Source organism: Psychrobacter arcticus 273-4, from assembly GCF_000012305.1.
In the GTDB taxonomy this organism is placed as follows: domain Bacteria; phylum Pseudomonadota; class Gammaproteobacteria; order Pseudomonadales; family Moraxellaceae; genus Psychrobacter; species Psychrobacter arcticus.
Genome location: NC_007204.1, coordinates 2100035 through 2126961 on the forward strand (window position 1 = coordinate 2100035; position 26927 = coordinate 2126961).

The 26927-nt window shown below is 42.6% G+C and carries 28 protein-coding genes; 10 read left to right on the top strand and 18 right to left on the bottom strand.

Annotated elements, in window-relative coordinates; translation table 11 throughout:
* Nucleotides 1–62 precede the first annotated feature (62 nt).
* The 4 genes from ispZ to mnmD all read left to right on the top strand — a co-directional run bounded on the left by ispZ (nucleotide 63) and on the right by mnmD (nucleotide 3778).
* Nucleotides 63–614: a septation protein IspZ gene (ispZ, locus tag PSYC_RS08800; protein ID WP_011280960.1), complete on the top strand. Its 552-nt coding sequence runs from the start codon at nucleotides 63–65 to the stop codon at nucleotides 612–614.
* A 164-nt stretch (nucleotides 615–778) separates the two neighbouring features.
* A complete protein-coding gene (locus PSYC_RS08805) occupies nucleotides 779–1108 on the top strand; it encodes a YciI family protein (protein WP_011280961.1) in 330 nt (109 codons plus the stop codon).
* Complete coding sequence (locus PSYC_RS08810) at nucleotides 1105–1590, top strand: hypothetical protein (RefSeq protein WP_011280962.1); 486 nt, start codon at nucleotides 1105–1107, stop codon at nucleotides 1588–1590. The genes PSYC_RS08805 and PSYC_RS08810 overlap by 4 nt, the downstream gene beginning before the upstream one ends.
* Nucleotides 1591–1687: 97 nt before the next feature.
* On the top strand, nucleotides 1688–3778 hold the full coding sequence (gene mnmD / locus PSYC_RS08815; RefSeq protein WP_011280963.1) for a tRNA (5-methylaminomethyl-2-thiouridine)(34)-methyltransferase MnmD: 2091 nt from the start codon (nucleotides 1688–1690) through the stop codon (nucleotides 3776–3778).
* Nucleotides 3779–4052: 274 nt separating this feature from the next.
* Here the strand turns inward: mnmD and ubiA are convergent, their stop codons facing one another.
* From ubiA to ffh, 6 genes are all read right to left on the bottom strand, one after another.
* Entirely contained in the window at nucleotides 4053–4976 is a 924-nt protein-coding gene (gene ubiA / locus PSYC_RS08820) for a 4-hydroxybenzoate octaprenyltransferase (RefSeq protein WP_011280964.1), read from the bottom strand.
* A 240-nt stretch (nucleotides 4977–5216) separates the two neighbouring features.
* Nucleotides 5217–5456 (bottom strand): hypothetical protein, encoded by a 240-nt coding sequence (locus PSYC_RS08825; protein ID WP_011280965.1) that lies wholly within the window; start codon nucleotides 5454–5456, stop codon nucleotides 5217–5219.
* 40 nt (nucleotides 5457–5496) lie between these two features.
* Complete coding sequence (locus PSYC_RS08830; protein WP_011280966.1) at nucleotides 5497–6387, bottom strand: class I SAM-dependent methyltransferase; 891 nt, start codon at nucleotides 6385–6387, stop codon at nucleotides 5497–5499.
* Nucleotides 6388–6452: 65 nt separating this feature from the next.
* Nucleotides 6453–7295, bottom strand: a complete 843-nt coding sequence (locus tag PSYC_RS08835) for an undecaprenyl-diphosphate phosphatase (RefSeq protein ID WP_011280967.1) — start codon at nucleotides 7293–7295, stop codon at nucleotides 6453–6455.
* Nucleotides 7296–7426: 131 nt separating this feature from the next.
* Nucleotides 7427–8110 carry a tRNA (adenosine(37)-N6)-threonylcarbamoyltransferase complex dimerization subunit type 1 TsaB gene (gene tsaB, locus PSYC_RS08840; protein ID WP_011280968.1) on the bottom strand — a complete coding sequence of 228 codons (684 nt, stop codon included), beginning with the start codon at nucleotides 8108–8110 and terminating at the stop codon, nucleotides 7427–7429.
* A 212-nt stretch (nucleotides 8111–8322) separates the two neighbouring features.
* Entirely contained in the window at nucleotides 8323–9858 is a 1536-nt protein-coding gene (gene ffh, locus PSYC_RS08845) for a signal recognition particle protein (RefSeq protein WP_011280969.1), read from the bottom strand.
* Nucleotides 9859–10112: 254 nt separating this feature from the next.
* Between ffh and PSYC_RS08850 the strand changes: the two genes are divergently transcribed.
* A complete protein-coding gene (locus tag PSYC_RS08850; RefSeq protein WP_011280970.1) occupies nucleotides 10113–10919 on the top strand; it encodes a cytochrome C assembly family protein in 807 nt (268 codons plus the stop codon).
* A gap of 47 nt (nucleotides 10920–10966) precedes the next feature.
* Here PSYC_RS08850 and PSYC_RS08855 read toward each other — a convergent pair whose 3' ends face one another.
* Nucleotides 10967–11335, bottom strand: coding sequence for an IS630 transposase-related protein (locus PSYC_RS08855; RefSeq protein WP_011280971.1), 369 nt, complete (start codon nucleotides 11333–11335; stop codon nucleotides 10967–10969).
* 636 nt (nucleotides 11336–11971) lie between these two features.
* Between PSYC_RS08855 and rpmB the strand changes: the two genes are divergently transcribed.
* Together rpmB and rpmG are read left to right on the top strand one after the other, a co-directional pair.
* Nucleotides 11972–12208, top strand: coding sequence for a 50S ribosomal protein L28 (gene rpmB / locus PSYC_RS08860; protein ID WP_011280972.1), 237 nt, complete (start codon nucleotides 11972–11974; stop codon nucleotides 12206–12208).
* A 165-nt stretch (nucleotides 12209–12373) separates the two neighbouring features.
* Nucleotides 12374–12529 carry a 50S ribosomal protein L33 gene (rpmG, locus tag PSYC_RS08865; RefSeq protein ID WP_010201403.1) on the top strand — a complete coding sequence of 52 codons (156 nt, stop codon included), beginning with the start codon at nucleotides 12374–12376 and terminating at the stop codon, nucleotides 12527–12529.
* Nucleotides 12530–12754: 225 nt separating this feature from the next.
* Here the strand turns inward: rpmG and PSYC_RS08870 are convergent, their stop codons facing one another.
* The 11 genes from PSYC_RS08870 to ispH form a co-directional block, all read right to left on the bottom strand.
* Nucleotides 12755–13066 (bottom strand): hypothetical protein, encoded by a 312-nt coding sequence (locus tag PSYC_RS08870; RefSeq protein WP_011280973.1) that lies wholly within the window; start codon nucleotides 13064–13066, stop codon nucleotides 12755–12757.
* Nucleotides 13067–13267: 201 nt separating this feature from the next.
* Complete coding sequence (locus PSYC_RS08875) at nucleotides 13268–13576, bottom strand: hypothetical protein (RefSeq protein ID WP_011280974.1); 309 nt, start codon at nucleotides 13574–13576, stop codon at nucleotides 13268–13270.
* A 145-nt stretch (nucleotides 13577–13721) separates the two neighbouring features.
* Nucleotides 13722–14057, bottom strand: coding sequence for a hypothetical protein (locus PSYC_RS08880; RefSeq protein ID WP_011280975.1), 336 nt, complete (start codon nucleotides 14055–14057; stop codon nucleotides 13722–13724).
* 98 nt (nucleotides 14058–14155) lie between these two features.
* Entirely contained in the window at nucleotides 14156–14845 is a 690-nt protein-coding gene (rpe, locus tag PSYC_RS08885) for a ribulose-phosphate 3-epimerase (protein ID WP_011280976.1), read from the bottom strand.
* 178 nt (nucleotides 14846–15023) lie between these two features.
* Nucleotides 15024–15254, bottom strand: a complete 231-nt coding sequence (locus PSYC_RS11975; RefSeq protein WP_319795834.1) for a TIGR03643 family protein — start codon at nucleotides 15252–15254, stop codon at nucleotides 15024–15026.
* 306 nt (nucleotides 15255–15560) lie between these two features.
* Nucleotides 15561–16451, bottom strand: coding sequence for an S-formylglutathione hydrolase (fghA, locus tag PSYC_RS08895; RefSeq protein WP_011280978.1), 891 nt, complete (start codon nucleotides 16449–16451; stop codon nucleotides 15561–15563).
* Between the two features lie 90 nt (nucleotides 16452–16541).
* Nucleotides 16542–18023, bottom strand: a complete 1482-nt coding sequence (locus PSYC_RS08900; protein WP_041757757.1) for a C13 family peptidase — start codon at nucleotides 18021–18023, stop codon at nucleotides 16542–16544.
* 311 nt (nucleotides 18024–18334) lie between these two features.
* Nucleotides 18335–20305 (bottom strand): molecular chaperone HtpG, encoded by a 1971-nt coding sequence (gene htpG, locus PSYC_RS08905; RefSeq protein ID WP_011280980.1) that lies wholly within the window; start codon nucleotides 20303–20305, stop codon nucleotides 18335–18337.
* Between the two features lie 431 nt (nucleotides 20306–20736).
* Nucleotides 20737–21552 carry a thioesterase family protein gene (locus PSYC_RS08910; RefSeq protein ID WP_011280981.1) on the bottom strand — a complete coding sequence of 272 codons (816 nt, stop codon included), beginning with the start codon at nucleotides 21550–21552 and terminating at the stop codon, nucleotides 20737–20739.
* Nucleotides 21553–21716: 164 nt separating this feature from the next.
* On the bottom strand, nucleotides 21717–21962 hold the full coding sequence (locus tag PSYC_RS08915; RefSeq protein ID WP_011280982.1) for a hypothetical protein: 246 nt from the start codon (nucleotides 21960–21962) through the stop codon (nucleotides 21717–21719).
* A gap of 42 nt (nucleotides 21963–22004) precedes the next feature.
* Entirely contained in the window at nucleotides 22005–22961 is a 957-nt protein-coding gene (gene ispH, locus PSYC_RS08920; protein WP_011280983.1) for a 4-hydroxy-3-methylbut-2-enyl diphosphate reductase, read from the bottom strand.
* 325 nt (nucleotides 22962–23286) lie between these two features.
* Between ispH and gmk the strand changes: the two genes are divergently transcribed.
* The 3 genes from gmk (at nucleotide 23287) to PSYC_RS08935 (ending at nucleotide 26892) form a co-directional block, all read left to right on the top strand.
* Nucleotides 23287–23913 carry a guanylate kinase gene (gmk, locus tag PSYC_RS08925; protein ID WP_011280984.1) on the top strand — a complete coding sequence of 209 codons (627 nt, stop codon included), beginning with the start codon at nucleotides 23287–23289 and terminating at the stop codon, nucleotides 23911–23913.
* A gap of 186 nt (nucleotides 23914–24099) precedes the next feature.
* Nucleotides 24100–24360: a DNA-directed RNA polymerase subunit omega gene (gene rpoZ, locus PSYC_RS08930; RefSeq protein WP_011280985.1), complete on the top strand. Its 261-nt coding sequence runs from the start codon at nucleotides 24100–24102 to the stop codon at nucleotides 24358–24360.
* A 345-nt stretch (nucleotides 24361–24705) separates the two neighbouring features.
* Complete coding sequence (locus PSYC_RS08935) at nucleotides 24706–26892, top strand: RelA/SpoT family protein (RefSeq protein WP_011280986.1); 2187 nt, start codon at nucleotides 24706–24708, stop codon at nucleotides 26890–26892.
* The last annotated feature ends 35 nt before the right edge of the window (nucleotides 26893–26927 follow it).

Here is a 26927-nt window from a genome sequence, read left to right on the forward strand (position 1 = left end):
TTTTTTTGGCGCAGTAGACGTGTAAACTAGCGCATACGTTTTAGTTGGATATTTTATTTGCTATGAAAGCCTTATTAGACTTCATTCCTTTAATCGCATTTTTTATTGCTGCTCGTTACAATGGTATTTTGGCGGCAGCCGGCGCATTGCTCGTTGCCACTATCGTCGTCTATGCGATTCACTTTGTGCGTCAAAAAGGTAAATTCGATAAACAACAATGGGTCGTTTTATTGTTAACCATCGTTTTTTGCGGTGGCACCTTGCTGTTACGTGACGATATTTACCTACGCTGGAAATCACCGATTATTAACGGTATTTTTGCGCTCACACTATTGGTCAGTGCAGCGATCAATAAGCCTCTGATGCAATTGGCAATGAAAGATGTCTTCTCACTCACGATGAGTGGTTGGAAAAAACTGACCATCGCATGGGCGGTGTTTTTTGCCATCATGGCTGTACTACATTATATCACGGCATTTACTATGTCTGATGAGGCTTGGATTAACTTTAAAACTTATGGCTGGATTCCGCTTATGCTGGTATTTGTGGTCGCTCAGTTTTTGTTATTAAAAAAGCATCTGAACCCTGCATTAACTGATAAGTCTGCTAAATAAAAAGTTAACTAGCAGCTGATAATTTATAGTAGATACCCTGTTATCTCTGAATACCAATGATAACTATCATAGCTATGATGCCTTATAAAGTCCGATAAGACAAAGTGATGCAACATAGTTATTAACTCTAACGCTTTATTTTTATTATTAATTGGGGAAGCAACATGTCCTTATTCGCCATTATTGGTCACGACGTAGCAGGCAGTAGCGCCCAACGTCAGCTGACGCGCCCAGAGCACGTTGAACGCTTACAACTATTGAATCATGAGCAGCGGTTGATTATCGCAGGACCAACCCCTATCGAGCACGGCAAAAATGAGATGTCAGGCAGCCTTATCATCGCTGATTTCGATTCGCTTGAGGCGGCTCAAGATTGGGCAAGCGCGGAGCCGTATTTGCGTGACGGTGTCTACAGTCATGTCGACATCAAGCCATTTATTCAGGCGTTACCAGCAGTGAATGTCAGTACAACGAATGAGGTAACATCATCGTGATTCAGCGGTTGCTCTCATTAAAAAAGCCTGTCCATAAGACTGGTTTTGCTAACACTGGGCTTGCAATTGTCTTATTAATTGCTGCCGTATCGGTGCACGCAGCGCCAACGGTCACTGCTCAGACTGATTCTGTATCAGGAATTGCACCTGTACTAATTGCAGCCAACCATGCCTCTCAAACTCAAACAACCGCTCCGGTCATAGAAATGGCTACCGCAGCAAAGCCTGCGACCAATATTAACGACACCTTGGCAGCACAACTTCAACCATCAAATAAAGCCTTATCCGCCGCCAATCAAGAATTACTAAGCCGTAATGCCCAGCTGCAGCGCCAAGTCAATGACTTACAAACTCAAGCAAATGTCTTGGTTTATGAGAGTAAAGGTCAATTGTTTTTATACGGCGCATTTACCGTTTTGCTTAGCTTATTAGTCGGTATTTTTATCTCATGGCTGGTATTTGTCCGCCGTGAACGCTGGTAGCAGTATTTTTATTGATTGATATCATCTATTGACTTGATGTCTGTCTATTTAATGCTTACTTGATACTTGCCTGCCATTGTCTGCTTGATAAATACTTATGTCCAAACCTATCTCTATGGATACGACCAAAAGTATGACACCAGTACACGTTATTTCCCCCGCTAACATTGAGTGGCAAACCGATGACGCTGGTAATAAAGTGCCGGTATCAGGCGAGTTTGGCGACGTGTATTTTTCGCAAGCAGATGATTTAGCAGAATCGCGCCATGTGTTTTTGGTACATAATCAGCTGCCCACGCGATTGGCAAATCTTATCCCTAAGCAATGCTTTACGATCTGCGAATTGGGTTTTGGTACAGGACTCAATTTACTCGCGACTTGGCAGCTATGGCGACAGCTTCGATTAACACACCCGCACTTAGCAAACGCCCGTTTGCATTTTATTACCACCGAAAAACACCCTGTGCCTTTTAGCGACTTAGCAAAGATACTTGCTCCATGGGCACAGCGTGCACCTGAACTGGCACCGTTGATTGAGCAGTTGTTAGCCAGCTACCCTCCCCTTATCGCTGGTTGTCATCGGCTAAATTTTATTGAGGACAATTTAACACTTGATATCTGGCTGGGCGACGCTAGTGATAGCTTAGCAAGTTTAGATGGCGTAGTAACTACTCAGCGTCCGTACATCAATGCCTGGTTTCTAAATGGGTTTGCGCATTCTTGCAATGAGACATTATGGACAGAGCGTATTTTTAGCCAGATACAGCGCTTGTCACGTGCTGACACGACTGCTGCAACTTATAGCTGTGCGGGTATCGTCAAACGTGGATTGCAGTCTCAGGGTTTTGTCATTAAAAAGAGCAAAGGGTTTGGGCCTAAGCCTGAGATGCTTACGGCCGTTATGAGCGAGATGTCATCTCTAGATGAGCCTATTTCAGCCTTATCTAATAAGGCGCCTTTGTCCAACTATCCTAATAATACAGTCGTTATTGGTGCTGGCGTGGCAGGACTGCTGACTGCGTGGACGCTTGCTAATCGTGGTATAAGCGTGACGGTGCTCGATAAAGACGCACCGCTGGCTGGTGCATCCGGTAATCCGCGCGCCTTACTTGCTCCGAATATGACACCTATTCATCATGTCTACGAGCATCTGCATTCTATTGGCTATTTATACAGTGGTCGATTGTATCGATATTTTAATCAGCAAGCCGCTATCCAAAAATCGCCATTGATACTTGAGCAAACTGGCACGCTAGATTTATTGGTGAAAACCAATATTGGTACGGAGCAGATTGCAGACTATCCAGACACCATGGCAACCACCATCAGTACTGAAAAAGCACACGATATAAGTGGTTTAAAAGATAAAGACTTAGCCCATAATTTGTATCTGCCACAGTCCGGTTTGGTCAATCCACAAGCATTAAAAACTCTTATCCTTTTGCACCCAAATATCACCTATCAGCAGCTCAATATTACCAATATTGAAGAAACTCAAGATAACGTCATTTTGACAGGTTTTGAAAGCAACGAAAATAATGAAAGTGCTAGTAGAAATTCTGTCGCTATAACTACCGACCATGTGGTGATCTGCGCCGCATATGAGAGCCATCAGTTAGATCAGCGTATCGTTAAGTGCCGTACGATTCGCGGGCAACTGTCTTGGTTTACGCCAACTGCGGAGCAAATGAGCAGGCTGCCTAAATTGCCGCTCAAATATAGTGGCTACTGTGCGCCATTTATCGGACAAAGCAGTGATGCACAACTGAACCATATTAGCGAGAACCAGCCACAGTTTTTACTTGGGGCAAGCTTTGTAGATGGTGATGCAAATATTGATATCCGAAGTGAAGAAAACCAACAAAATTATGATAAATTGATTGAAGATATGCCTGAATTGAGTAGTGTATTGCCAAATGATATCAGTACATGGCATTCGCGTGCCGGCATTCGTACACAAACGATTGACTATCATCCACTGGTCGGGTTGCTTGCGCAAAGTCAGCGTCTATGGACACTCTCAGCGATGGGTGCAAAAGGCTATGCGCTGGCACCGATATGTGCCGAAGCGTTAGCAGATATGATGTTAGGCTGTTTTACACCGTTATCAGCTGTTACGTTGGCACGCCTATCGCCCAATCGGGCACGGCTACATAAAGTGCAAAAATCACATAAAAGGTCGCTCTAACTTTGAGCTAAGCCGCCCTACTCATTAATAGATGATTTGGGCTTAAGCGGCGGTAGAATCTTTTATTTGTGCCAACATATAGTTGAAATACTTTAAAGTCGCTACCGTATTGCTGGTGTAATTTTTTTGCAGCCTCTGTCTGCGTAGGCACAGCAAGCAAGAAAAATTTTCACCAGTAGTACGTGTTGTATCGATATTACTTTTCACCGACTATATCTTAGGAATATCATGCGCAGATGATTTCTTGGTTGTTAATCTCGAAAACGTGTTGACCTTATCCATTAAAAGTCGTCCATACACAAGCAATTGCTATGAGAGCAAAGACATAACGTCCTACCCATATATTGGCTAAAAATGCTTGGAAACAAGCTAAAGCATTACGACTGGCGCAGGCGCTGTTTTGCTTAGCAAACATCATAGCGACTAACGCCAAGCCAAATACTGGCGTAATACCTAAGCTAGTCGGCACAAAATAATGCCACATGACCGCGCCCATGATAACTAAAAACAATATCTGTAGTAACGAGATGATAATCACATCATAGCGACCAAATAGTATCGCTGTTGATTTGACCCCAATCTTTACGTCATCATCGCGGTCAGCCATCGCATACTGGGTATCATAAGCGACCGTCCAGCACATATAAGCAAGGAACAATAACCAGCACCAAATATCAGCTGCACCTTGTATCGCCACATATGCCATCGGTATCGCCCAACCAAAAGCTGCTGCCAAAAATACTTGTGGCAAGTGTGTATAGCGTTTCATAAATGGATAAATAAATGCCAGTATCACGGCAGCAAACGACCAATAGAACACCTGAATGGGTAAAAAAAGCAGTAAACTTGCGCTTAATAATACTAAGACTAAAAAAGCTGCAATCGCCTCTTTAGCAGACAGACGTCCATCAGCTAAAGGTCGACCTTTGGTTCGGCTAACGTGACCGTCCACTTTTCGATCGGCAAAGTCATTAATCGCACAGCCTGCCGCCCGCATCAATATCGCACCAAGGGCAAAAACAACAAAGATACTGAGACTCGGCAGACCTGCTGTTACGCCCTCACCTTGTTGCTGAGCTTGCCCCATCGCAGCGAACAACACGCCCCATAATGTTGGCCACAGTAGCAGCTCAATACCGACCGGTTTATCAAAGCGTGTCAGCTGAATATAGGCTTGTAATTTGTCGTTAAATGTCATGGCATTTTAATTATCATTGATAGCGAGTTTTGCATAATGGTTTCATGGTATAAAATATCAGGCATAAAATCTTGATATAGTTGAAATACTTTAAAGTCGCTACCGTATTACTGGTGTAAATTTTTTGCAGCCTCTGTCTGCGTAGGCACAGCAAGCAAGAAAAATTTGCACCAGTAATACGTGTTGTATCGATATTACTTTTCACCGACTATAGATAGCAGGTTGTTAGCATAAAAACCGCTAAACTTGTTGCCACATCTTATGTGCTTCGATAAGTGATAGCTCAGGATATTGTTTGCGTAAAGCTTTAATCGCAGCAACTTTTTCTCTTTGTGCGGCTTGCTGACGTAAAAATACCAACTGCTCTTTTGGGTTGCTAAGCTCTCTTAAACGCGCTTCAAGCCTCAAAATTCTGGTACGCAGCATAATATTGATTAGTAATAGCGCCGCACCCATGACCCAAACGATTAACACAGACATTCCTTGCTCCTAAATTTATAAGCTGTCTTATTTGATATCATTAAACAAAATAACCGTCAAAGCGCACCGCTTCATTACTCCAGCTCTCACTTGGCTCTAGATGAGCAAGTAAGGGCGCAAATTGTGGACGCTTAACGATTACACGTCCTTGTTTTTGAGCCTGTTGACTGACGAACGTTTGCGCGCTCTGTAACAATTTCTGCTCTTCATCTAACGTTGGCGGACACACCAATTGATGCAATGCCTGCATATGCTTACCGACTTTAGCGCCCTTGCCTGTCTTACTATCTTGATAGCTATCCTCTGGAAACATAGGATCAAGATACACGACATCAACGGCTTGCTCGTTATCAGCCTCTAAATAGTTATTGAATCTTGCAAAATAACTCAGCGCATCGGTATTAATAATATGCAAACGTGACATCAACTTTTGCCAATTTGGAAGCGTACTCATACGCTGCTGCTCTGCAAGCAACAGCAACGCCATTAAAGGATGCTGCTCAAGCATGGTTACTTGTGCACCCGTACTGGCTAATATCAAACTGTCATGACCAAAACCAGCAGTGGCATCAATTACCTTGCTATCCGCTGTCATTTTTGTCGCTTGCAATAACAGCTCAGACTTACGCCCTGCACTTACCACTCTTCGTTGTAACTTATCCCATTCAGGGGCAATGCTTAACCCATCACTAAGCCATGACAGTTTATTTTTATCATCTAATAGGAGTACAGGCTGAGTAGATTCTTGACTTAATTGCTGGCGACGTTTTTGATTTAACTTATCTACATATCGTTCAACATTCAAAATAATAGATAACTCATGCTCAGCTATTAGCGCTTGTAGGCTGTAGACTTGACATGCCTGCGACTCGCTAATATAAAGTAGTTGGCAGCTCATATCAGCGGTCGGTACTTGCTTCGCATTGATCATGACTGCTATTCCTTTCTAGTATCTACAACATCATAAATTACCATAAAAATATTCCGCTATAAAACTTAGCCTGCCATTTGATAACCAAAACCCCAAGCGGCTATTAATACCAGTACACCAGTGATAATACGTAGCCATGCAAAGATTTTAAAGTCACGACGGCTGACCCAAGCAACCAATAAGCGAATACAAAGCAAAGCGACGATAAATGACACGACGGTACCAATGCCTAGCACCAACCAATCTTCGCTACTGGTCAAAACATCTTTGTGTTTTAGCAAATCTAATAACGCCGCACCTACGATGACAGGAATACCCAAAAAGAAAGAAAACTCAGCAGACGCTTTGCGTGAGACGCCAAGCCACAGTGCACCAACAATGGTCGCACCTGAACGCGATGTACCAGGTATTAATGCCAAACATTGGAACAAACCTATCATCAATGCTGTCTTTAGGCCAACGTCTTCTGCTTCTTGCGCAATAATAGGTTTAGGACGATTTTCAACATAAAATATCAGCAGACCACCGATAATCAGCATAATGGCAACGACGATAGGATCAAATAGATAAGCCTTAATCTCATCAGCAAAAGTAAAACCAACAATCATCACCGGAATAGTGGCGACAATTAAGCTAAGTCCAAGCTGGCGCGGATTACTCATGCCCTCTGCTTTACCCGTCAGCAGACCCATCAATGCCTGCCAGAGTCGATCCCAGTAGTCGTAAATGACTGCTAAAATAGCACCAAACTGCACAACTACCACAAACAAATCGACTTTTTCTTTGGTCCAAAAACCCATCAAATCAGCGGATAAAATTAAATATCCTGTGCTAGAGATGGGCAAAAACTCAGTGATACCTTCAACGATACCCATGATAACAGCTTGAATTAATAAAATGATATCCACAACATTGTTCCTCAAAAAGCCAAAAATAGTACAGGCGTCTGTTTTATATTGTTATATTCATAATGCTGTTATTATCGCTTGCGCGTGCAAAGCTTGAGTGCTTTATAAGCACTTGATATAGGCAGCCTATACTAAGCCTTACCTTGCTCTTTGAGCGTTTTCCATGCCTGATTGCGTAAATATTTTGGTAGAGCTTGTGCCGCCTCTGTGCCACCATGCGCCATAAACTGAGCAATGCCGAGCTGCCCTATCACGGTAGCATCAGGATGAATATCAGCATGAATGATTTGACCGTCATACAGACTTAATAAACCGGCACCATTGCCAACGATAGAAATATCCAGCGCTGTCCGGCTATCATAATCAAGTAACTGCTCAGTATCTTCGCCATTGTCTTGATTAACGGGCTGCATCATATTATCTATTACCGCATAATGCCCAAAATACACCTGCTGCATACGAGCATCCAGAGCACTATATACTTCGCTCAAACGCTGCTGCTGATACGCCGCTTGCGCAATCGCCTGTAAGCTTGAAACGCCAACACAAGGAATATCATGCGCTACCGATAGCGCTTGTACTACAGCAGTATTAATCCGTATACCACTAAAGGCGCCAGGACCTCGGTTAAAGATAAGGGCTTGTATATCAGCCAGTTTCAACTGCGCTTCAGACAAAGCCGCATCAATCATCGGTAAGATTTGCTGCGTCTGCTGGCGCTTACCTGTCTCGGTATGACTCGATAACACCTGCCCACTGGCATCTAAAATTGCAACCGAGCACTGATCAAACACGGTATCCATTGCTAAAAACATCATTACCTCGGCTTATTCTTTTGGCATCATAAAACAGCGCCTATCATAGCATTTAGGACAGATTAATTTACCGACTTTCTATATTTTTCATGTATTCTTTATGAGAATTTATCTCAATAGCATAAACATAAAAAACCTCAAAGCTAAATAATCTTTGAGGTTTTCATTGTCAAGATACTATCAGTAGCACTAAGTCAGTAACACTAAGTCGTTTAAAAACGGGTTTTAAACTTTTTTGGCGCTTTATTCTGCAGCTCTTGCATCTCTTCATTGCTTGGCCTGTTGTTTGGATCCAAACCCATTTGCTTTACCATTTGCTGTGGATTCACATCTTTCGCGCCGCGTTGCTGACCGCCACCACCGAATAATGGACCACTGCCGCCTGCTCCAGCGCCGCCGCCCATTAATCCTTGCATCGATTTCATCATTTTACTGATGCCTTCAGGCTTAGAAATCATCTTCATCATTTTTGCCATTTGCTTGTGCTGCTTAAGCAAACGATTGACGTCTTGAATCTCACGACCTGAGCCTGCAGCGATACGGCGCTTACGACTTGGGTTGATTTTATCAGGGTTTTTACGCTCAAATGGCGTCATCGAATTAATCAATGCTTCCATCTCACGCACTTTTTCTTCAGGCTTAGCATCTTCGACCGCTTTTTGCATATCCGAGCCGCCCATACCTGGCATCTTATCCAAGAAGCCTGCCATGCCGCCCATACTCTTCATTTGCTGGAACTGGGTCAATAGATCCTCAAGGTCGAACTCGCCGCCCTTTTGCATCTTTTTCGCCATTTTTTCGGCTTTATCACGGTCAATCTTTTGCTCAACTTCTTCAACCAGACTCAGTACGTCACCCATACCAAGAATACGTTGAGCAATACGTTCAGGGTGGAACAACTCCAATGCATCAAGTTTCTCACCGCGACCCAAGAATTTAATCGGCTTACCTGTAATAGCACGTACAGAAAGCGCCGCACCGCCGCGAGCATCACCGTCGGTCTTGGTCAAAATAACGCCCGTTAATGGCAGCGCATCGTTAAAGGCTTTGGCAGTATTTGCTGCATCCTGACCAGTCATTGCATCAACGACGAATAAGGTCTCAGAAGGATTGACCGCAGCGGTTAACGCTTTGATTTCGTCCATCATGGTTTCATCGATAGCTAGACGACCCGCCGTATCAATAATCAAAATATCTTGATATTGAATTTTGGCTTCTTCGATAGCACGTAGCGCAATATCAATTGGATTTTCGTCGCTACTTGAATTGACGAACTTGGCATTTACTTGCCCAGCGACTTGCTCAAGCTGGGCAATCGCTGCTGGACGATAGACGTCAGCAGATACTAGCATGACTTTTTTCTTATGGCGCTCTTGTAAAAACTTTGCCAATTTACCAGCAGTAGTGGTTTTACCCGCACCTTGCAGACCAGCAAGCAGATAAACAACAGGCGGCTTACCCGTCATCTCTAATTGCTGATTGGCACTGCCCATCATTTCAGTCAGCTCATCATGGACAATTTTGACAAAAGCTTGACCTGGCGCCAACTCTTTAAGCACTTCAGCACCAAGCGCTTGCTCTTTTACACGCTTTACAAAATCACGGGTGACCGGCAGTGCGACATCGGCTTCTAATAGCGCCATACGCACTTCACGCAAGGTGTCTTTAATATTGTCTTCGGTCAGTTGCCCTGTACCTGCGATATTGCGCAGGCTCGACGATAATCGTTCTGTTAAAGTATCAAACATAAATAACTCTCAGTTAAAATAATTCTTTATGAAACTTGGCGCTTAGTAGAGATTGGCTTCGTAAGTTAACGCGCTGATAAATACGATTCGGGTATTGGTATCTGATGGCGAATACTAAAGCTCCATTGCCAAGCATTTATCAGGAATACATAAGATGGTGCTCAATTGATTGCCATTTTATGATAAATTGGGTAATTATTCTAATAATACCACTTTAGCATTAAATTAAGCGCGTATTTTGCGCGCATTATGAGATGAGGTTTTTTATCTTGCAACTTGCATTCTTACTTGCTGCGATGGCTTACCTCTTAGTCAGCATCTATATTGGTTGGGCGCTGATTCAGAATAAACCTATCCATAAAGGCACTAGCTTAGGCTTATTGTTTATGGGTATGTTGGCACATGCCGCCCTACTTTATCCGCACGTGGTCACCCTCTATGGGCTAAATTTTAATCTGTTTAATATCATCAGCCTGATCAGCTTGTTCTTTTTGTTTTTCTACGTCATGTTCTCTCTATATCGACCTATCGTCAGTCTGGGTATTCTCGCCGCACCGACTGCACTTACGGGTATGATAATCGGCTATATTGGGCGGGCGCCTTATCGTCCGATTACGGATATTAGCATTGGGCTTGAGGCTCATATCTTACTATCACTTGCCGCGTATTGTGTGCTGCTGATGGCAGCGGTACAAGCGTTGTTTTTACGCCTACAGATACGCGAGCTTAAGCATCAATCGATTCATCGCTTCTGGGTAAATAAGCTGCCGTCCCTTCAAAGCATGGAGAGCCTGTTATTTGATATGCTATTGGTCGGCTTTGTCCTGCTCAGTATCGCACTGGGGATTGGTTTTATCTACGTAGAAGACTTGATGGCGCAGCATCTTGTCCACAAAACAGCCTTTAGTCTACTGTCATGGCTGCTGTTTGGCGCATTACTCATCGGTAATTGGCGTGCTGGATGGCGCGGAAAACGTGCTGCCAACATGACCATTTATGCTTTTATTTTATTAGCCATTGGTTTTGTCGGTAGCAAGTTTGTGCTGGAGATGCTGCTGTAAAATCGATTTTACAGCAGCAACGTGATTAAAAAATGTGTCCGCTGGTATTAAATGATAATACTGGCGGCCTTTTTATTCAGTCTCTTTTGATCGGACACGCTTTTGGATGTACTAAGCTCTTTTTTTTGACTGATACCAAGGCGCTTTAGGGCATGATGAATGCCTGTTTTGCTACAATTTAGTCGACGGGCACGCTCATAATGATAAGCATCGGGGTATCTTTTTACATCTTCAATCAATGCGTCATCAGGTATTTTTGTTGGCGCTTTATGTCTACCACTCTTAGGCGCTAAGGTTAGCTTCCAGCTGTGTATGGTACTCGTGCTAAGCTCGTAAAAAGCAGCCGCTTCTCTCACTGTCATGCCGTTATTAATACTAGACAGTACCTGTTTGCGATAGTCTATTGAATAGGTCATTGTTTATTTCATTAATTAAGATGGTTGTCAATATTGTATCGGTTTTATTTGGATTAAACCATATCACATCTATAGATTTTAGCGAAAAATAATAATCAGATGTAATTACTGTTAAATCATTATAGATAGCCGTAACTTGTAACTACATGACATGTTTGGACTCCGCAGCGGTAATCATTTATTTAAGTAAATAGACAAAATCATTACCTAGAATCATAATAGATTGATAATGATATATAGATTTACAATAACGCCAGTAGGATTAACAGATTGTATTAAATATATGATTGAGACTTTACTGACTCTTTTTATAACTTACCACTAAAAAGTGAATCCTTATTATTAAATAATCAATAACATAGGGCGCTCATTTCAGGGTATAATAGCCACCCTTTAAACCAACAACTATCACAAAAATATTTGAGTATTCATTACTTTTATGGTATAAATGTCGGCTTTAAAATTTTCTGAATTGGTTTGCCTGTTATTTGCCTTTAGATGACAGTAAATCAGCTCAACCTTCATATAGTTTTGTTTGGTGCAAAGCTGCCGCTTGCTGTGTCCATGCCGCAAATACGTGCAACTTGCCCAGACTGGTATGAGAAAAACTCATACCTCATAGATTAGGAGTTCGCCATGTCTAGAGTTTGCCAAGTGACTGGAAAGCGCCCTATGGTGGGTAATAATGTTTCGCACGCAAACAACAAAACCCGTCGTCGCTTTCTACCAAACCTTCACAACCATCGTTTTTGGGTAGAGTCTGAAAATCGTTTTGTACGTCTACGTGTGTCTACCAAAGGTATGCGCATCATTGACAAACTGGGTATCGATAAAGTGCTAGTAGATCTACGCGCACAAGGTCAAAAAGTTTAAGTAAACATTGGCAGCCTAATCTATCGATGAATGTCGCTATTTAGGCTGCTGTCATGTTGAAGATTTACTAGCTCATATATTTATGGCTGGCTATTATCTACAGCAACTTAATCCTTTAGATCCGTACCTATCGATTGAAGACCGCTCATTTACAGGAAAGCTATCATGAGAGATAAAATTAAATTAGTATCAACTGCTGGTACTGGGTATTACTATACCACTACCAAAAACAAGCGCACTATGCCTGGCAAAATGGAAATCAAAAAATTTGATCCAAAAGTACGCCAGCATGTGATCTTTAAAGAAGCAAAAATCAAATAATTCCCATTTTTATAAATGGTTTTATTTGAACAAAAAAAAGGGTTTATCGATTTGATAAACCCTTTTTTATTGTCGATATGTTGACTGTTTGTTATTTATAGTCGGTGAAAAGTAATATCGATACAACACGTACTACTGGTGCAAATTTTTCTTGCTTGCTGTGCCTACGCAGACAGAGGCTGCAAAAAATTTACACCAGCAATACGGTAGCGACTTTAAAGTATTTCAACTATAGTGTGTTGGTTCTTTATCATAGACATGAGCATGCCACTGGCTCATCTGCTTCTGCATGATGACTTGAATCGCTGCATGAATCATATGCTGACCCATCGCTTGGGTATCACTGCCAAGTATCTCTTTTAACTTATCAGAAAAATCTATGGTCATCAGCGGTGCGTCATCTTGTTCAGCATCACGTAAGAGCAATTTACCACCCTCTGCTTCAACCAGCTCAAGGGTCGTCTCTTTTGCAAACCCTGCAAACTGATCGGTACTGTCATTATCTACTTCAATCTCATTATCGATATCGTATGGCATTAATTGTATCCTTATTATCCCGTTTATACCTGTAAAAAACGCGCTGCCTTACTCTTATAAAGCCACAATCTTACAGTCATGCGGGCAAAACTATCTTATTCATACAATGGACGCTTTGGCGCTATAATTCAAGGGCTGTCATATAAGTCTTTTGCACACCCTACGTTCGATGGTCTTAGTTTTATAGAAAATTGATATTCGTTAACGCCAGTAGCGCAATTTTGCTAGGGTAAATAAGAAAGCAACAAACATGCCAAGGTAATACATCAGCTTTAACTCTAATGTCGGATCACGATATTTGAACGGTAATGCTACTGTCGCAGTCGCGGTTGGCAGTATCAATAACATCAGCAGCCAATTTTCAAAGACGTGTAGCCAGCCTTGCAAATCCGTACCATGACGCAGTGAAGACAGCCCTAGCAGCAGACAGGCGATAATCAGGGCGATAAATAAACCATTTGGTAAGTCTTTTGGAAAAATGATATCGGTAATTTTTGGTGATGTTGACATACAAGCGAGTGTCCAGTCGCGCGATAAAGCGGGACTTATTAATGAGCAAAAAGTGACAATTAAAATCTAGTAGGTAGAAAATTTTAAACCAGAAAATACTGACGGCTAAGAAACTAATAATAGTTTAGCGCTATTATCGGTCATATTAACTATACGTACCCATTAACCACAGCATCGATATACAAGAGGTTAAATATCCCAAACTAATGGCGTTCCAGCTTTCTATATGCATGCCTTTAACCTTGTTAAATAGGCGTGAACCGACCCAAAACAAAAAAGGAATACCAAGCATAAATATTGGTACTATCACCGCAGCGTGGCGCAATACCTCTTCTGTGTCATCACCCACCATTAAACGAAAGCCATAACCTGCTAGACTTAGAACAAGGGCGAATACAGCTAAGCCAATGGTGATACCTTTTGGCACTAGGCTACGTGGTTGCGAAGCTTGATTTTGATATTTTGCGTTTTGCATATTCATATCTCACTTTTAGCTGAGGTGTCGCTTAATATAATCAGTCATACAGCAGCTCTCAATAGTATGTAACTTTAATAGTATATAACTTACTATATGGGGCGTTATTCTCTATTTGCCAAGGCAAGCTCTGTACGCATGGCATCGATTGCTGCTTTGTAATCTTCTTGATTAAATATCGCTGAACCGGCGACGAACATATCAGCACCTGCTTCAGCAATGGCGCGGATATTACTGGCTTTAATACCACCATCGACCTCTAACCTGATTTCACGTCCACTAGTAATGATACGCTGACGAACTTGGCGCACCTTTTCCAGAGTACCTTCAATAAATGACTGACCACCGTAGCCCGGATTGACGCTCATCAGTAGGATTTGATCCACTTTATCCATGACATAGTCTAAATAATGTAATGGGGTCGCTGGATTCAATACCAAACCACACTCAGCGCCGCCATCTTTAATCAACTGCAAAGAGCGATCGATATGCGAGCTTGCTTCTGGATGAAAGGTGATAATACTGGCACCGGCCTCCAAAAACTGCTCAATCATGCTATCAACAGGGCTGACCATCAAATGCACATCTATTGGTGCCTCAATGCCATAATCACGCAGCGCCTTACAAATCATGCTACCAAATGTCAAATTAGGCACATAATGGTTGTCCATCACATCAAAATGGATGACATCAGCACCAGACGCCAATACACGTTCTACCTCTTCGCCTAATTTGGCAAAGTCAGCAGATAATATAGAAGGGGCGATTAGATACGGCTTAGAGGGACTGATCATAATTGAGCTACCTAATGGGTATTTGACTAAGGATTTAATAGATGTATAGATAGATATATAGAGGTATACATAGCACGAATAATACGTATGTCTATTATAACGGATAAACAGGATCTATGATGGGTACTGCCTATCAATATTATAGCTGCACTCAGCAGATACAGATACATGCAGCCAACTAGCGAGGTTTATATTGGGTTTTGCAATAAGCACGACCTACCGTAAAACCTCGCATCGCTTCATGTTTGGTAGCGCGATTGCTCACACGTTGACGCCATAGGCGAAAAGAGGACGGTTTTAACGCCTGACGCATAAGTGTAATGACACCGGACTCATTGAGACCATAGCTATGCTCTATCGCCTCAAATGGTGTCCTATCTTCCCACGCCATTTCTATCACCCGCGACACTTGCGACTCATCTAGGGCATGAGTAGCCGTATCATTGCTAGATGCTGCGCTAACTGGCCTTGATTTTACTGCATGAGTTTGGGGATCATTTAAGCTTGCACTAGTATTGATATGGTCTCGCTGTTTATTTTTTAAAGCGGTATCCATATCCGCTTGCATGGTGGCAAGCGTAGATGTAGCAGCAACAGCATTAACATCTGATGATGGAGCATCGGCAGTAACGGTACTTAAATCTTGATAACTTGCCATAGATATGACCCTTTAAACCTGAAACGCTATAACGAATAAACAATATGAGACTAAATTTTAGCTGAGCTGTGCCATGCGCCAGTGATGTTCAATATGCTCATTAATCACGGTTTGGATAAAGTAATAGCTATGATCGTGACCCGCTTGATATCGTAACGTTAATGGCTGCTTAGCATTTGCACACGCTTGTTGTAATTTTGACGTTTGCAATTGACCATCGGCTAAAAACTCATCAGCAGCACCTTGATCAACCAAGATGCTTGAGTACTGCTGACCAACTTGTTCAATGACTTGCGACGCATCTGCTTGCGACCATAAGGCTTTATCATCGCCGAAATACTCTGTATAAGCCGCTTGACCCCATGCTGATTCACTAGCGGCGCACACAGGTGATAAAGCTGAAACACTCACAAACTTACCTGGGAATTTAAAGCCCAATAACAAGGCGCCGTGACCACCCATCGAGTGACCAGTGATACCAATACTATGAATCGGGAACTCTGAACGTAATAAGTCATATAGCTCCTCGACAATATAGCTTTGCATATTAAAGTGCTCAGCCCAAGGTGCTTGCGTCGCATCGACATAGTAGCTTGCGCCTTGACCAACAAAATAGCGTTCATCGTTTGCTACGTCATTACCTTCACTACTTCTAGGAGAGGTATCCGGCGCGATAAATATCATGCCAAGCTCGCTACATTTTTGTTGAAAATGCGCTTTGTGCGTGACATTATCAGCATTACAGGTGAGACCTGATAAGTATAAAATCGCTGGACAACGCTGCCCTGCTAGTGCTTCATCAGGCAAATAAATACTAAAGGTCATCGGTGTCTTAGTAGACGTTGATTGATGGCTGTAATAATGCTGCTCACCATCAAAACAGCGATTGACACTTTTTTTCGTGAGCTGTGTACTGGCTGAGAGACTGTGTTTATAAGAATTGTTCATGAGCAGTATCCTTTTTAGCTAAGATAAAATAATAATAGTTTAAAACAGATGCTTATTTAAAAAAACGTCACATTAAAAATGGGATAAAAATCAGTTCGTCGTGTTTTTATCATTTACAACGGTGTCTGCGCCCGTATCCGGTGAAATATTGATAGTCGTTGTCGCATTCGAATTATCTGTAATGCTAGCAAGCGGCGGTCGTGTTTTATCAAATAACACTTGCTCAAATGCTGGCAATGCCGTTTCCATCAAACTACCGATCACCATTTGCGGCTCTGATGGCTCAAAACCCATAGAGAGCTCACGCTCTTTTACTCGATAAGCGGCGTCTTTAAAGGCGGCAGAAAAACTGGTATTTTCCCGTAAACTTTCAGCAAAAAACGCCTGACCAAAATAGGTCATCTCAGCGCTATTGGTACAGCCAAATGACATCTTGTCCGTTGCCGAAGCGGTAATCACCACTGTAGTGGGAGACGCCAATTCATCAATAAACGAGCCTGAATAACACGCCGATACCACAATGACCCGCCAGCGAATACCTGACGCGTCCAAAGCCTCTCGCAGCCATGTCGCATCCAAATTATCCATCGCAAGTGGCGGGTTGGATAAATGGATAAAGTCCTGATCGCCATGCGAGGATAGCGTCATAAACAGTACGTCTTCATCAGCATTCATCTGCTGACCAATTCTTTTTAAACCGCGCAAAATACTGGTTTTGGTGGCAATCGGCTCATCTAACCAAGTATAGTTATTATTAATCAGTGCCAATGAATGCCCGCTGGTACCAAAACGCACATCAAACAGCTCACGTACTTTATTAATCTCAGAGCGAAAAACGTTTTGATCAGAGAATCCCGCCACACCCATAAAGTACCAATCACTTTTACCCGGTATACTAGGGTCTATACGAGCCAGCGCCTCTTGCAGTAAACGCGGCTGCTCATATAATGCAGCGTCTTCCAATACAGGCTCTACCGGTATCTGCTTAAATATGGGCTGGTCAGCGACGTTACGCTGCCAAATCGTCAGCAGTGCCACAGCACCGATGATGACGATAATCCGCTCCCACCATGGTATGCGCAGGCGACGAGAAAATATCCATAATAATGCCAAGGTCTGCCATAAAAACAGCACCAAAAATAGCGTCGGTAAAAACGAATAGCTCCAATCAGGCAGCCAGCTATAGCTGCCTAAAAACTGTACTAAACTTTGCAGTAATGCAGATAAAGTATCAGCAACCAGCCACAGTACCACAGGCACAAAAACCAGTGCTTGATTGCCAGCGCGCCGTGCCAAAATGATGCCACCGAGTAAAATAATCATTGGCCAGATTAGATAACTGACCAATCCTTGCTCATTGAAAATACTGCCGTCTGGAGCGGCTAGCCAAGAAAATAGGACGTTACTACCCAAAGCCAATAACGCAAAAACTGCAAATTGAACAAAGGTAGGTTTGACCCAAGAGAATGCCCGCGTAGACCCCACTAGCATCCACAAAGTTGCAATAATATTGGCAGCGAAATTGAGCGAAAAGCGCTGAAGCGAGACGGTTTTTAACGACGCAAGTGACAAAGACTTAGACCTCTAGCCAGTCGAGAGAAATAACGTAAATTCATACTAAATTTGTTGAAATCAGTGCCGTATATCGAAGTAAAGATATGTATATTTGTAAGGCAAATAGAATTCTATTTTTAGAGTAAACTGACGATAAAATGATTTTAACAAGCAAACAGTATAACTTAATAGTTTAGCTCGCTAATTTATCGCGATTGTAACGGATTGTCGGTCAAGAGCATAAGGCTGAATTGTAAAATTCGCTTAAAAACCCCATTAAAAAAGGAGGTCTTGAACTTAAGACCTCCTTTTTTATCGAATACTAAACATTATTTCATCAATAACTCATTAACACGTCTGAGATAAGCGGCTGGATCTTCTAATTGACCACCATCAGCAAGCAATGCTTGGTCGAAAATTACTTGCGCCAATTTATCAAAATCTTCGGCAGACTGCTCACTACTCTCAAGCTTTTTAATGAGTGGATGATCAGGGTTTACCTCAAGCGTCGGCTTGCTCTCTGGTACATCCTGTCCCATTTGCTTAAGCATTTGGATCATCTGTGGCGATAGCTCACCTTCACCAACGACCAAGCAAGCAGGACTATCGACCAAACGCGTCGATACTTTAACGTCTTTGGCACGATCGCCTAATGCCGCTTTGAGCTTATCAACGACTGGTTTCATGGTTTCTTGCGCCTTTTCAGCCTCAGCTTTTTCGGCTTCATCCTGCAAGTCGCCTAAATCTACCGCACCTTTAGCGATATTTTGCAGTGGTGTCTCATCAAATGAAGTTAAGAAGTTCATTGCCCATTCGTCAACGCGACTGGTCATCAAAATAACTTCAATGCCTTTTTTCTTAAACAGCTCGAGTTGTGGGCTGTTTTTTGCCGCCGCTAGATTGTCAGCCGTTAGATAATAAATGGCTTTTTGACCGTCTTTCATGCGAGCTTTATAGTCTTCAAAGCTGGTCATCTCACCATCTTGGGTACTAGTCGCATAACGAAGCAATTTGGCAATACGCTCTTGATTGCCCATATCTTCGCCAACGCCTTCTTTGATGACATCACCAAATTCAGCATAAAACTGCGCAAATTTTTCTTGCTTATCAGCATCTTCGCTATTGGCAAGGCTTGCTAGCAAGGTCAAAATACGACGAGCATTACCATCACGGATAGATTTGACGTCACGTGATTCTTGTAAGATTTCACGGCTGACATTGAGTGGTAAATCTGCTGAATCAATCACGCCTTTGACAAAACGCAGATACATCGGCAGTAGTTGCTCAGCGTCGTCCATGATAAAGACACGCTTCACATAGAGCTTTAGGCCGTGCTGCTGCTCACGCGTGTATAAATCGACTGGCGCTTTTTTTGGGATATATAATAGTTGTGTATACTGCACGCGACCTTCGACACGGTTGTGCGTCCACGTCAGCGGTGCGTCCATGTCATAGGTGATATTTTTATAAAAATCGACATATTCATCATCTTCAACGTCAGATGCTGTACGTGTCCATAAGGCACTGGCTTTATTAATGGTTTCCCACTCGTCGGTCAATACCATTTGACCATTAGCTGGTGTGTCATCACCCTCTTCAACCTCATCTTCTTGCCAAATCTCTTTACGCATCTGAATTGGCAGACTGATATGGTCAGAGTATTTATTCACCAAACGCTTGATTTTGCTACGGTCAAGATAACCGTCTTCACCTTCAGAGTATTGCTCTTTTAAATGCAAGGTGATACTGCTACCGCGCTCTGTTTTACTAATGTTTTCAACAGTAAAGCTGCCCGTGCCATCAGATACCCAGCGCACACCATTTTCTGCGGCATCACCGGCTTTGCGAGTTTCAACGCTGATGGTGTCAGCGACGATAAAGCCGGAATAAAAACCAACCCCAAATTGACCAATCAGCTGACCGTCTTGTTTTTGCGAGTCGGATAATTTATCCAAAAAGGCTTTGGTGCCAGATTTAGCAATCGTACCTAAATTTTCAATCGCATCAGCTTCATTCATACCAATACCATTATCGGTAAAGGTAATGGTTTTAGCATCTTCATCGACCGCAATACGAATGCGCAGCTCGCCGTCATCTTCATACAAGCTGTCATCATTGGTGGCTTCAAAGCGCAATTTATCACAGGCATCAGAAGCATTTGAGACCAGCTCACGTACGAAAATATCGGAATTAGAATATAGCGAGTGAGTCACCAAATGTAATAATTGGGCTACTTCTGCCTCAAAGGTATGTTTTTTTAATTCTGGGTTTTTGCTATCAGTTGGGTTCTGTTCACTCATAAAAAACTCCTTCCATTTATGTTAAAAACTTATTATAAGATAACGGTAATCAAACGAAACTTACTCAAATGTATATGAGAGAGCTAATTTTTGAACACTGCTAAGCTGTTTATACTAATAGGGGCGCGGAAGAAAATTTCAAGCGTAAAAACTTAATTCAATAAAAAACACCGCCCTAGTTTTCTAAGGCGGTGTCATTGTTTTTCAGAACTATAGTTGAAATACTTTAAAGTCGCTACAGTACTACTGGTGTAAATTTTTTGCAGCCTCTGTCTGCGTAGGCACAGCAAGCAAGAAAAATTTGCACCAGTAGTACGTGTTGTATCGATATTACTTTGCACCGACTATACTTATATTAGTTGACTCATCCAAATGGCTTTAATTCATAGGGCAACTTCCGACAAGATCTACCGACTAAATACATCTTTACATTAGCGCGGCATCGGACGAATGGTCAAGATTTGCTCACTGCGACCAAAAGCTCCTTGCGTATCATGGAGTATTGCACTGCTAATCCCTATACCATCAGCACCGTACTGCTGCACCGCTTCAATGCCAAGCCAGCGACCTTGCGGCGCTCGGTGCATATGAATTTGCAAATCAGTATTCGGAAACATCCATTCCAATTTTGCCATACCTAGTCCAAGCCTTGGTACAACCCCATTGGCGGTATCAGCCATGCCCAACAAATGCACCATGTCATGCGTAGGCATACCTTCTACCATGTCGATATCATTGGTCATCCATACCATACCTTTACCAGGACGACGATCCGGTTCAGCCACCAAACGTACACTTTCGATAAAACCGCCGGGCCAGCCTTTCATACCATCCCAAGCGGGTAACTCTTCAGGTTTATGCTTAGATTTTTGATCCTCAAGCCCTGCAATGACGCTGGTATCTTGAGTAATGAGGCGCCATGCACGCGCAATGATTGCATCACGACCACGACTACTCATCACCGCTTCGATAAGCTCAATGGTTCTACCCGGACGAATACATCGCGTGGTCACGGTAAAATCAGCGAGCGGTATCAGTCCTAAAATATCTAAGCTGATACGAGCAATGCGCATATTTTCTTGTGGTACAAAACTTTGTAACTCAGCAGTGAGTAAGCCAGTTGCTGGCGCCATATGTTGCTCATGCGCATTCCAAGCGCCTTGTGCGTGCTTGGTTGGCTGATAATAAGCAACACTGCTGCCATCTGCTTGCTGCTCACGTTTTATAAAGGTGTAATAAGCTGACATGAATGTCCTTAATATTTATGCAGTCCTCTCATCTACGATCATTCAAGATTTTGAGAGTAAGTTATACAGTAAATTCAACATAGTGAATCAAGTTTAAAAACGACATGGTACTGACATGGTACTGATGATAGATTGTCTTTATATATGAAGTAAGCTGTCTTTATTTATTGTATAAGGGATTGTTTTCGCACCGTCAGCAGCGTGCGGCTTTTAGCCATTATAAATAGCAAAAAAACCATAATGGCAATAAGCGCGCCATATAGCAGACTATAGTCTCTCATAAACTGGGTTGCATTTAACATCAGCATCCCTATCAGGATGACAATCGCAAATGTATTGATTTTTAATTGCTTGTTAATCTCATCAAGACTGGCTTCTGCCAAGACAAATCTTTTTTTCTGCTTTTTCATGTTACGTTACCTATCTGGCGCTATATACAAAGCTCGCTTATTTTATTTACCCACTTGCGTCATTGGAATTCGTAAGGCCTTTGGTAAGCTAAAAGTGACATTTTCTTCAATACCCGACAGCTCACTTGGCAAATCACCACCCCAATCTTGCAGCTGCTGTAGTACCTCTTGAATCAATACCTCAGGCGCTGAAGCACCAGCAGTCACACCCACGCTTTGTATACCATCGAACCAATTGATATCCATTTCAGTGGCATTATCAATCAAATAAGCGCGGCAATTCATACGCTCTGCCAATTCCCGCAAACGATTTGAGTTTGATGAGTTTGGTGAACCAACGACCAAGACCACCTCACAGCGACTGGCTAAATGCTTCACCGCATCCTGACGATTTTGGGTGGCATAACAGATATCGTCTTTACGCGGGCCTTGAATATGCGGGAACTTTTCTCTCAGCGCATCGATAACACGAGCAGTATCATCCATCGATAAGGTCGTTTGAGTCACAAATGCCAAACGCTCGGCATCTTGTACGCTCAAGGCTTCAACGTCGCTCTCGTTTTCGACCAGATGAATCCGTCCGCCATGACGATGGTTAAAGCGTCCCATAGTGCCTTCTACTTCAGGATGTCCCGCATGTCCAATCAATACCGCATCCATACCATCCTGCGCAAATTTAGCGACTTCGATATGTACTTTGGTGACTAAAGGACAAGTGGCATCAAATACCGTCAAATCACGACGCTCTGCTTCATCTTCGACAGCTTTTGAAACCCCGTGAGCTGAAAAAATAACAATAGAGCCGTCTGGTACTTCATGCAATTCTTCGACAAACACAGCGCCACGATTGGCTAAATCGGAGACCACGAACTTGTTGTGTACCACTTCATGACGGACATAGATGGGTGGCTCAAAACGTAACAGTGCTTCGTTGACAATCGCAATCGCGCGATCCACACCAGCACAAAACCCACGTGGATTGGCAAGATAAATTTGCATAAGAAGGCCTATCATTAGATAATTTATATGAAAGCTTAAGTGTAAAGCGACAGATTCCAAATTACAGTGTTAAAACCACAGCACCCAAACTTTATATTTAAATTTTGGGTTCAAAGGCTTTGATGAAAAAGTTGAGATTAAATCAATAGCCTACTTTAGCATAATTTGCTTTTAAAGCAGTTTATAATGAGGCATCGATTAATATTTTTACCACCATACATGATGGTGTTTTTTATTTTTACCAGCCTTTTATATTGATTCGAACACTCTTTAGTTATTTATCAAGACACACTTCACTAGGACACACTTCACTAGGACACACTGTATGACAGGTTCATTATTTATTATCACTGCCGCTTCCGGTACAGGCAAGACCTCCCTGGTTAAGCAGCTACTTGCCACCACCAATGACTTGACGGTCAGTGTCTCACACACCACCCGCGATCCGCGCCCAGGCGAGATTGACGGTCATCATTATCATTTTACTGACGTCGATAATTTTGTAACAGCCATCAGCGAAAGTCAATTTTTAGAACATGCCGAAGTGTTTGGAAATTATTACGGCACTTCAGAGCAAAGCGTACGCGCGCAACTAGACGCCGGCGTCGATGTTATTTTGGAGATTGATTGGCAAGGCGCGCTGCAAGTCAAAAAAATCTTTACTGATGCCATTATGATTTTTATTTTACCGCCAAGCATCGCCACTTTACGTCAGCGCTTATCGACGCGTGGGCAAGATAGTATGGAGGTAATAGAGCAGCGTTTGGCTGGTGCTGTCAATGAGATGGCACAGTACATCAATTTTGACTATGTCATTATTAACGATAATTTTGAGGTTGCTTTAACTGAGCTTAAAGCGATTATTGTTGCTGATAGACAGACACTAAAGCGCCAACAGCAGCGTTATCAGCGCACGATTACTAACCTACTTAGCAACATAGTAGACAAGTAAATGAAGCGTTGATAGGCATTAATGCCTCATCCGGGAAATAGTTATCAGCAGACAAGCAAAAAGCAATTACGCGTAGAGGCAAAAAATGCTATAATGTCTGGCTATCCCCCTTTATATTTTTGATATTATTTTTATTGAGTAGCGCGCCATGTCCGCAACTAGTAAAAACAACCGAGGTAGCTATTTATGGCACGAGTGACGATTGAAGATTGTTTGGATAATGTTGATAATCGCTTTGAGTTGGTTTTGGTCGCAAGCAAGCGCGCACGTCAGTTGGCTAAAGGCATCGCTGAGCCGTTGGTTGATGTTGATAACGACAAGCCAACCGTATTGGCATTACGTGAAATCGCTGCTGGTAAAATTACCCGTGACATTTTAAATCAGCCAGAGCATAACTTTGCTACGAGCTCGTTAGATTTAGCACTGTCAGGCGATCACAGCTTCTAATAAATTACCGTAAAAAGTATAAATTTAGCAAGCATACGAGTATTGACTGACGATAGAGACCACAGCATAGGCTGTGGTTTTTTGGTTGTAATGATAATGCCTTTGCTGTTTTAGTAACCGTTTGGCACTTAAAACCTACCCTTAAGTAAGAATTCTCCATTTTTTACATTATCTACTTGCTTAGCGGTTGACATTGGCAGCGATTTACGATTAATTAGAGGTTAGTCTACCCATTTTTCAGCTGTATTCTTAAGTTCTTTATTAATAGCTCAGCACTTATTCAGCCATTCTTTACCTTGCTAAACCATCATTCAAGCAGGTAAAAGAACATAGGATCGTGACTTTATGATTCAAAACTTGCCCAAACTCAGTCATCCATTAGTTGATGATGCTCAATATAACCTGCTGCGTTCAGTAGGTTATCTCACGGGCGCTGAACGCCGTGATATTGTTGATGCCTGTGAGTTCGGTGATGTTGCGCATATTAAAGACAAGCGCAAGTCAGGGGAGCCTTATATCACGCATCCGATTGCTGTCGCTGAGATACTGGCAGGCTTTCGCTTGGATCGAGATACCATTATTGCTGCAATTTTGCATGATACGGTTGAAGATACGGAAGTAAGCGACGAGCAGATTGAGACGCGTTATGGCAAAGTGGTTTCTAGACTGGTCGATGGTGTCACCAAATTAAAATCATCCACGCATAATAAACAAGAAAATAAAGCAGCGACCTTTCACAAAATCTTGACGGCTACCCTCGCCGATCCGCGGGTATTGATTATCAAGCTGGCTGACCGCTTGCACAATATGTCAACACTAGATGCAGTACGTCCTGAAAAACAACGTGCTACCGCGCAAGAGACATTAGACTTTTATGTGCCCTTTGCACGGCTCATGGGTCTTAACGACATCGCTGATTATATTGAGGTGCTTTGTTATCGCAACCTTGATTCTGAAATGTATAACAAGATCTCTGATAAACTGCTACAACATGGGCTCGGGCGCAATTTTCAGAGAGAAGCCATTCATCGCTACTTAAGTATTGTTCTAAATAATCTAGATCTTGATGGCATGGTTAAAGTCTTAGACAATCGTGTTGTCATCTTTCGGCAATTTTTCCGTAATCGCGGCGAGATTAATGCGCTACTACGCCATTATGCGTTTGAGATTGTGCTGGATAATATCGAAGCTTGCGACAAACTTGCCTACTATCTCATTAAAAAATATCAAATTGCTGACAGTCATATCGCGGATAATATTCGCAGACCCTTGCCTGGCGGCAATCAATCGCTTACCCTTATCTATGAGCGCGACAATGATTTTGTCAAAGTGACGATTTTGACTAAGCAGATGCAAAGTGCGGCAAGGCTTGGGGTCATCGGTGCAGAGCATGCCTCTGATGTCAGTCAATCAGTCATTCAGGCGTCATTGCGCAATATGAAAGATTTGGTCGATGAGGACTGTTTAAGCGAGGGCAACCCTGACTTTGCCACCGCGGTTTCGACCATTAACGAGCTGATGGACTATCTGCATTCCAGCAAAATTATCTGTTACAGCCCGCAAGGTCGTGCTTATGAGTTACCACAAGGAGCGACTGCGCTAGACTTTGCTTATGCCGTTGGTCCGATGGTTGGCAATGTCGCTGTTGGTGCTAATATCGATAAAAAGCCTGCCAAGCTTGGGACTGTAGTCAAAAATGGACAGTTGGTAGAAATCGAGGTTAATAGCCATTCTGAGCCAAAAGCAGAATGGCTTGGGTTTGTGGTTACTAATAAAGCCCGTGTAGAGATTTTGCGGTGGTTCAAAGACTTATCTGTGGCTGATAAGCAGCACCATGGTAGACAAGCACTAGATCGCGCGCTAAAAACTTATCAAAAAAGCTTGGATGACCTAACCGATAGTGACTGGAAGAATCTAACGGAATGGCGTGGACTGACTGAGAAATCAGCGCTATTTGAGCAAATAAGCTCTGGTACGCTATTGCCGCAACTCGTGGTGACGCGTTTGTTTAGCGATGAAGTCTGTGATATCCAATCGCAAGAACGTATCGATGATATGACCCAACCGCAGCAGCTGATTGTCAATGCTTCGGGCGTTGAGCTTGATTTTGCCAATTGTTGTCACCCGATTTATGGTGATCCTATCGTTGGACATTTATCCCGTCATGGTCTGGTCGTGCATCGACATAAGTGCTTTTCACTAGACGATATTCGTAAAGACAATCCCTATCAAGTCATCCAATTACGTTGGCACAATGATAAAGCGATCAAGCAAAGTGACTCAGAAGATCACGGTAATAAAATTCGTTTTCCTGCTTATTTAAAACTGTCTATAGCAATGAGCGATGAGCAAATCAGTAAAGTTATTTATAATCTACGGCAGTTAAATATAGGGGTTGAAAAGGTCGACGTACGTGGCAGCGATACCATCATTCATATTGTGGTTCGTAGCCGCAATCACTTAGCCCAAGGTATTCGTGAACTACGCTCGTTACTTGGTTTCCCCAATATCATGCGTTTATATCAGCTGTAAATACTTTTATAATACTAATTGTTAAAATCTATGCC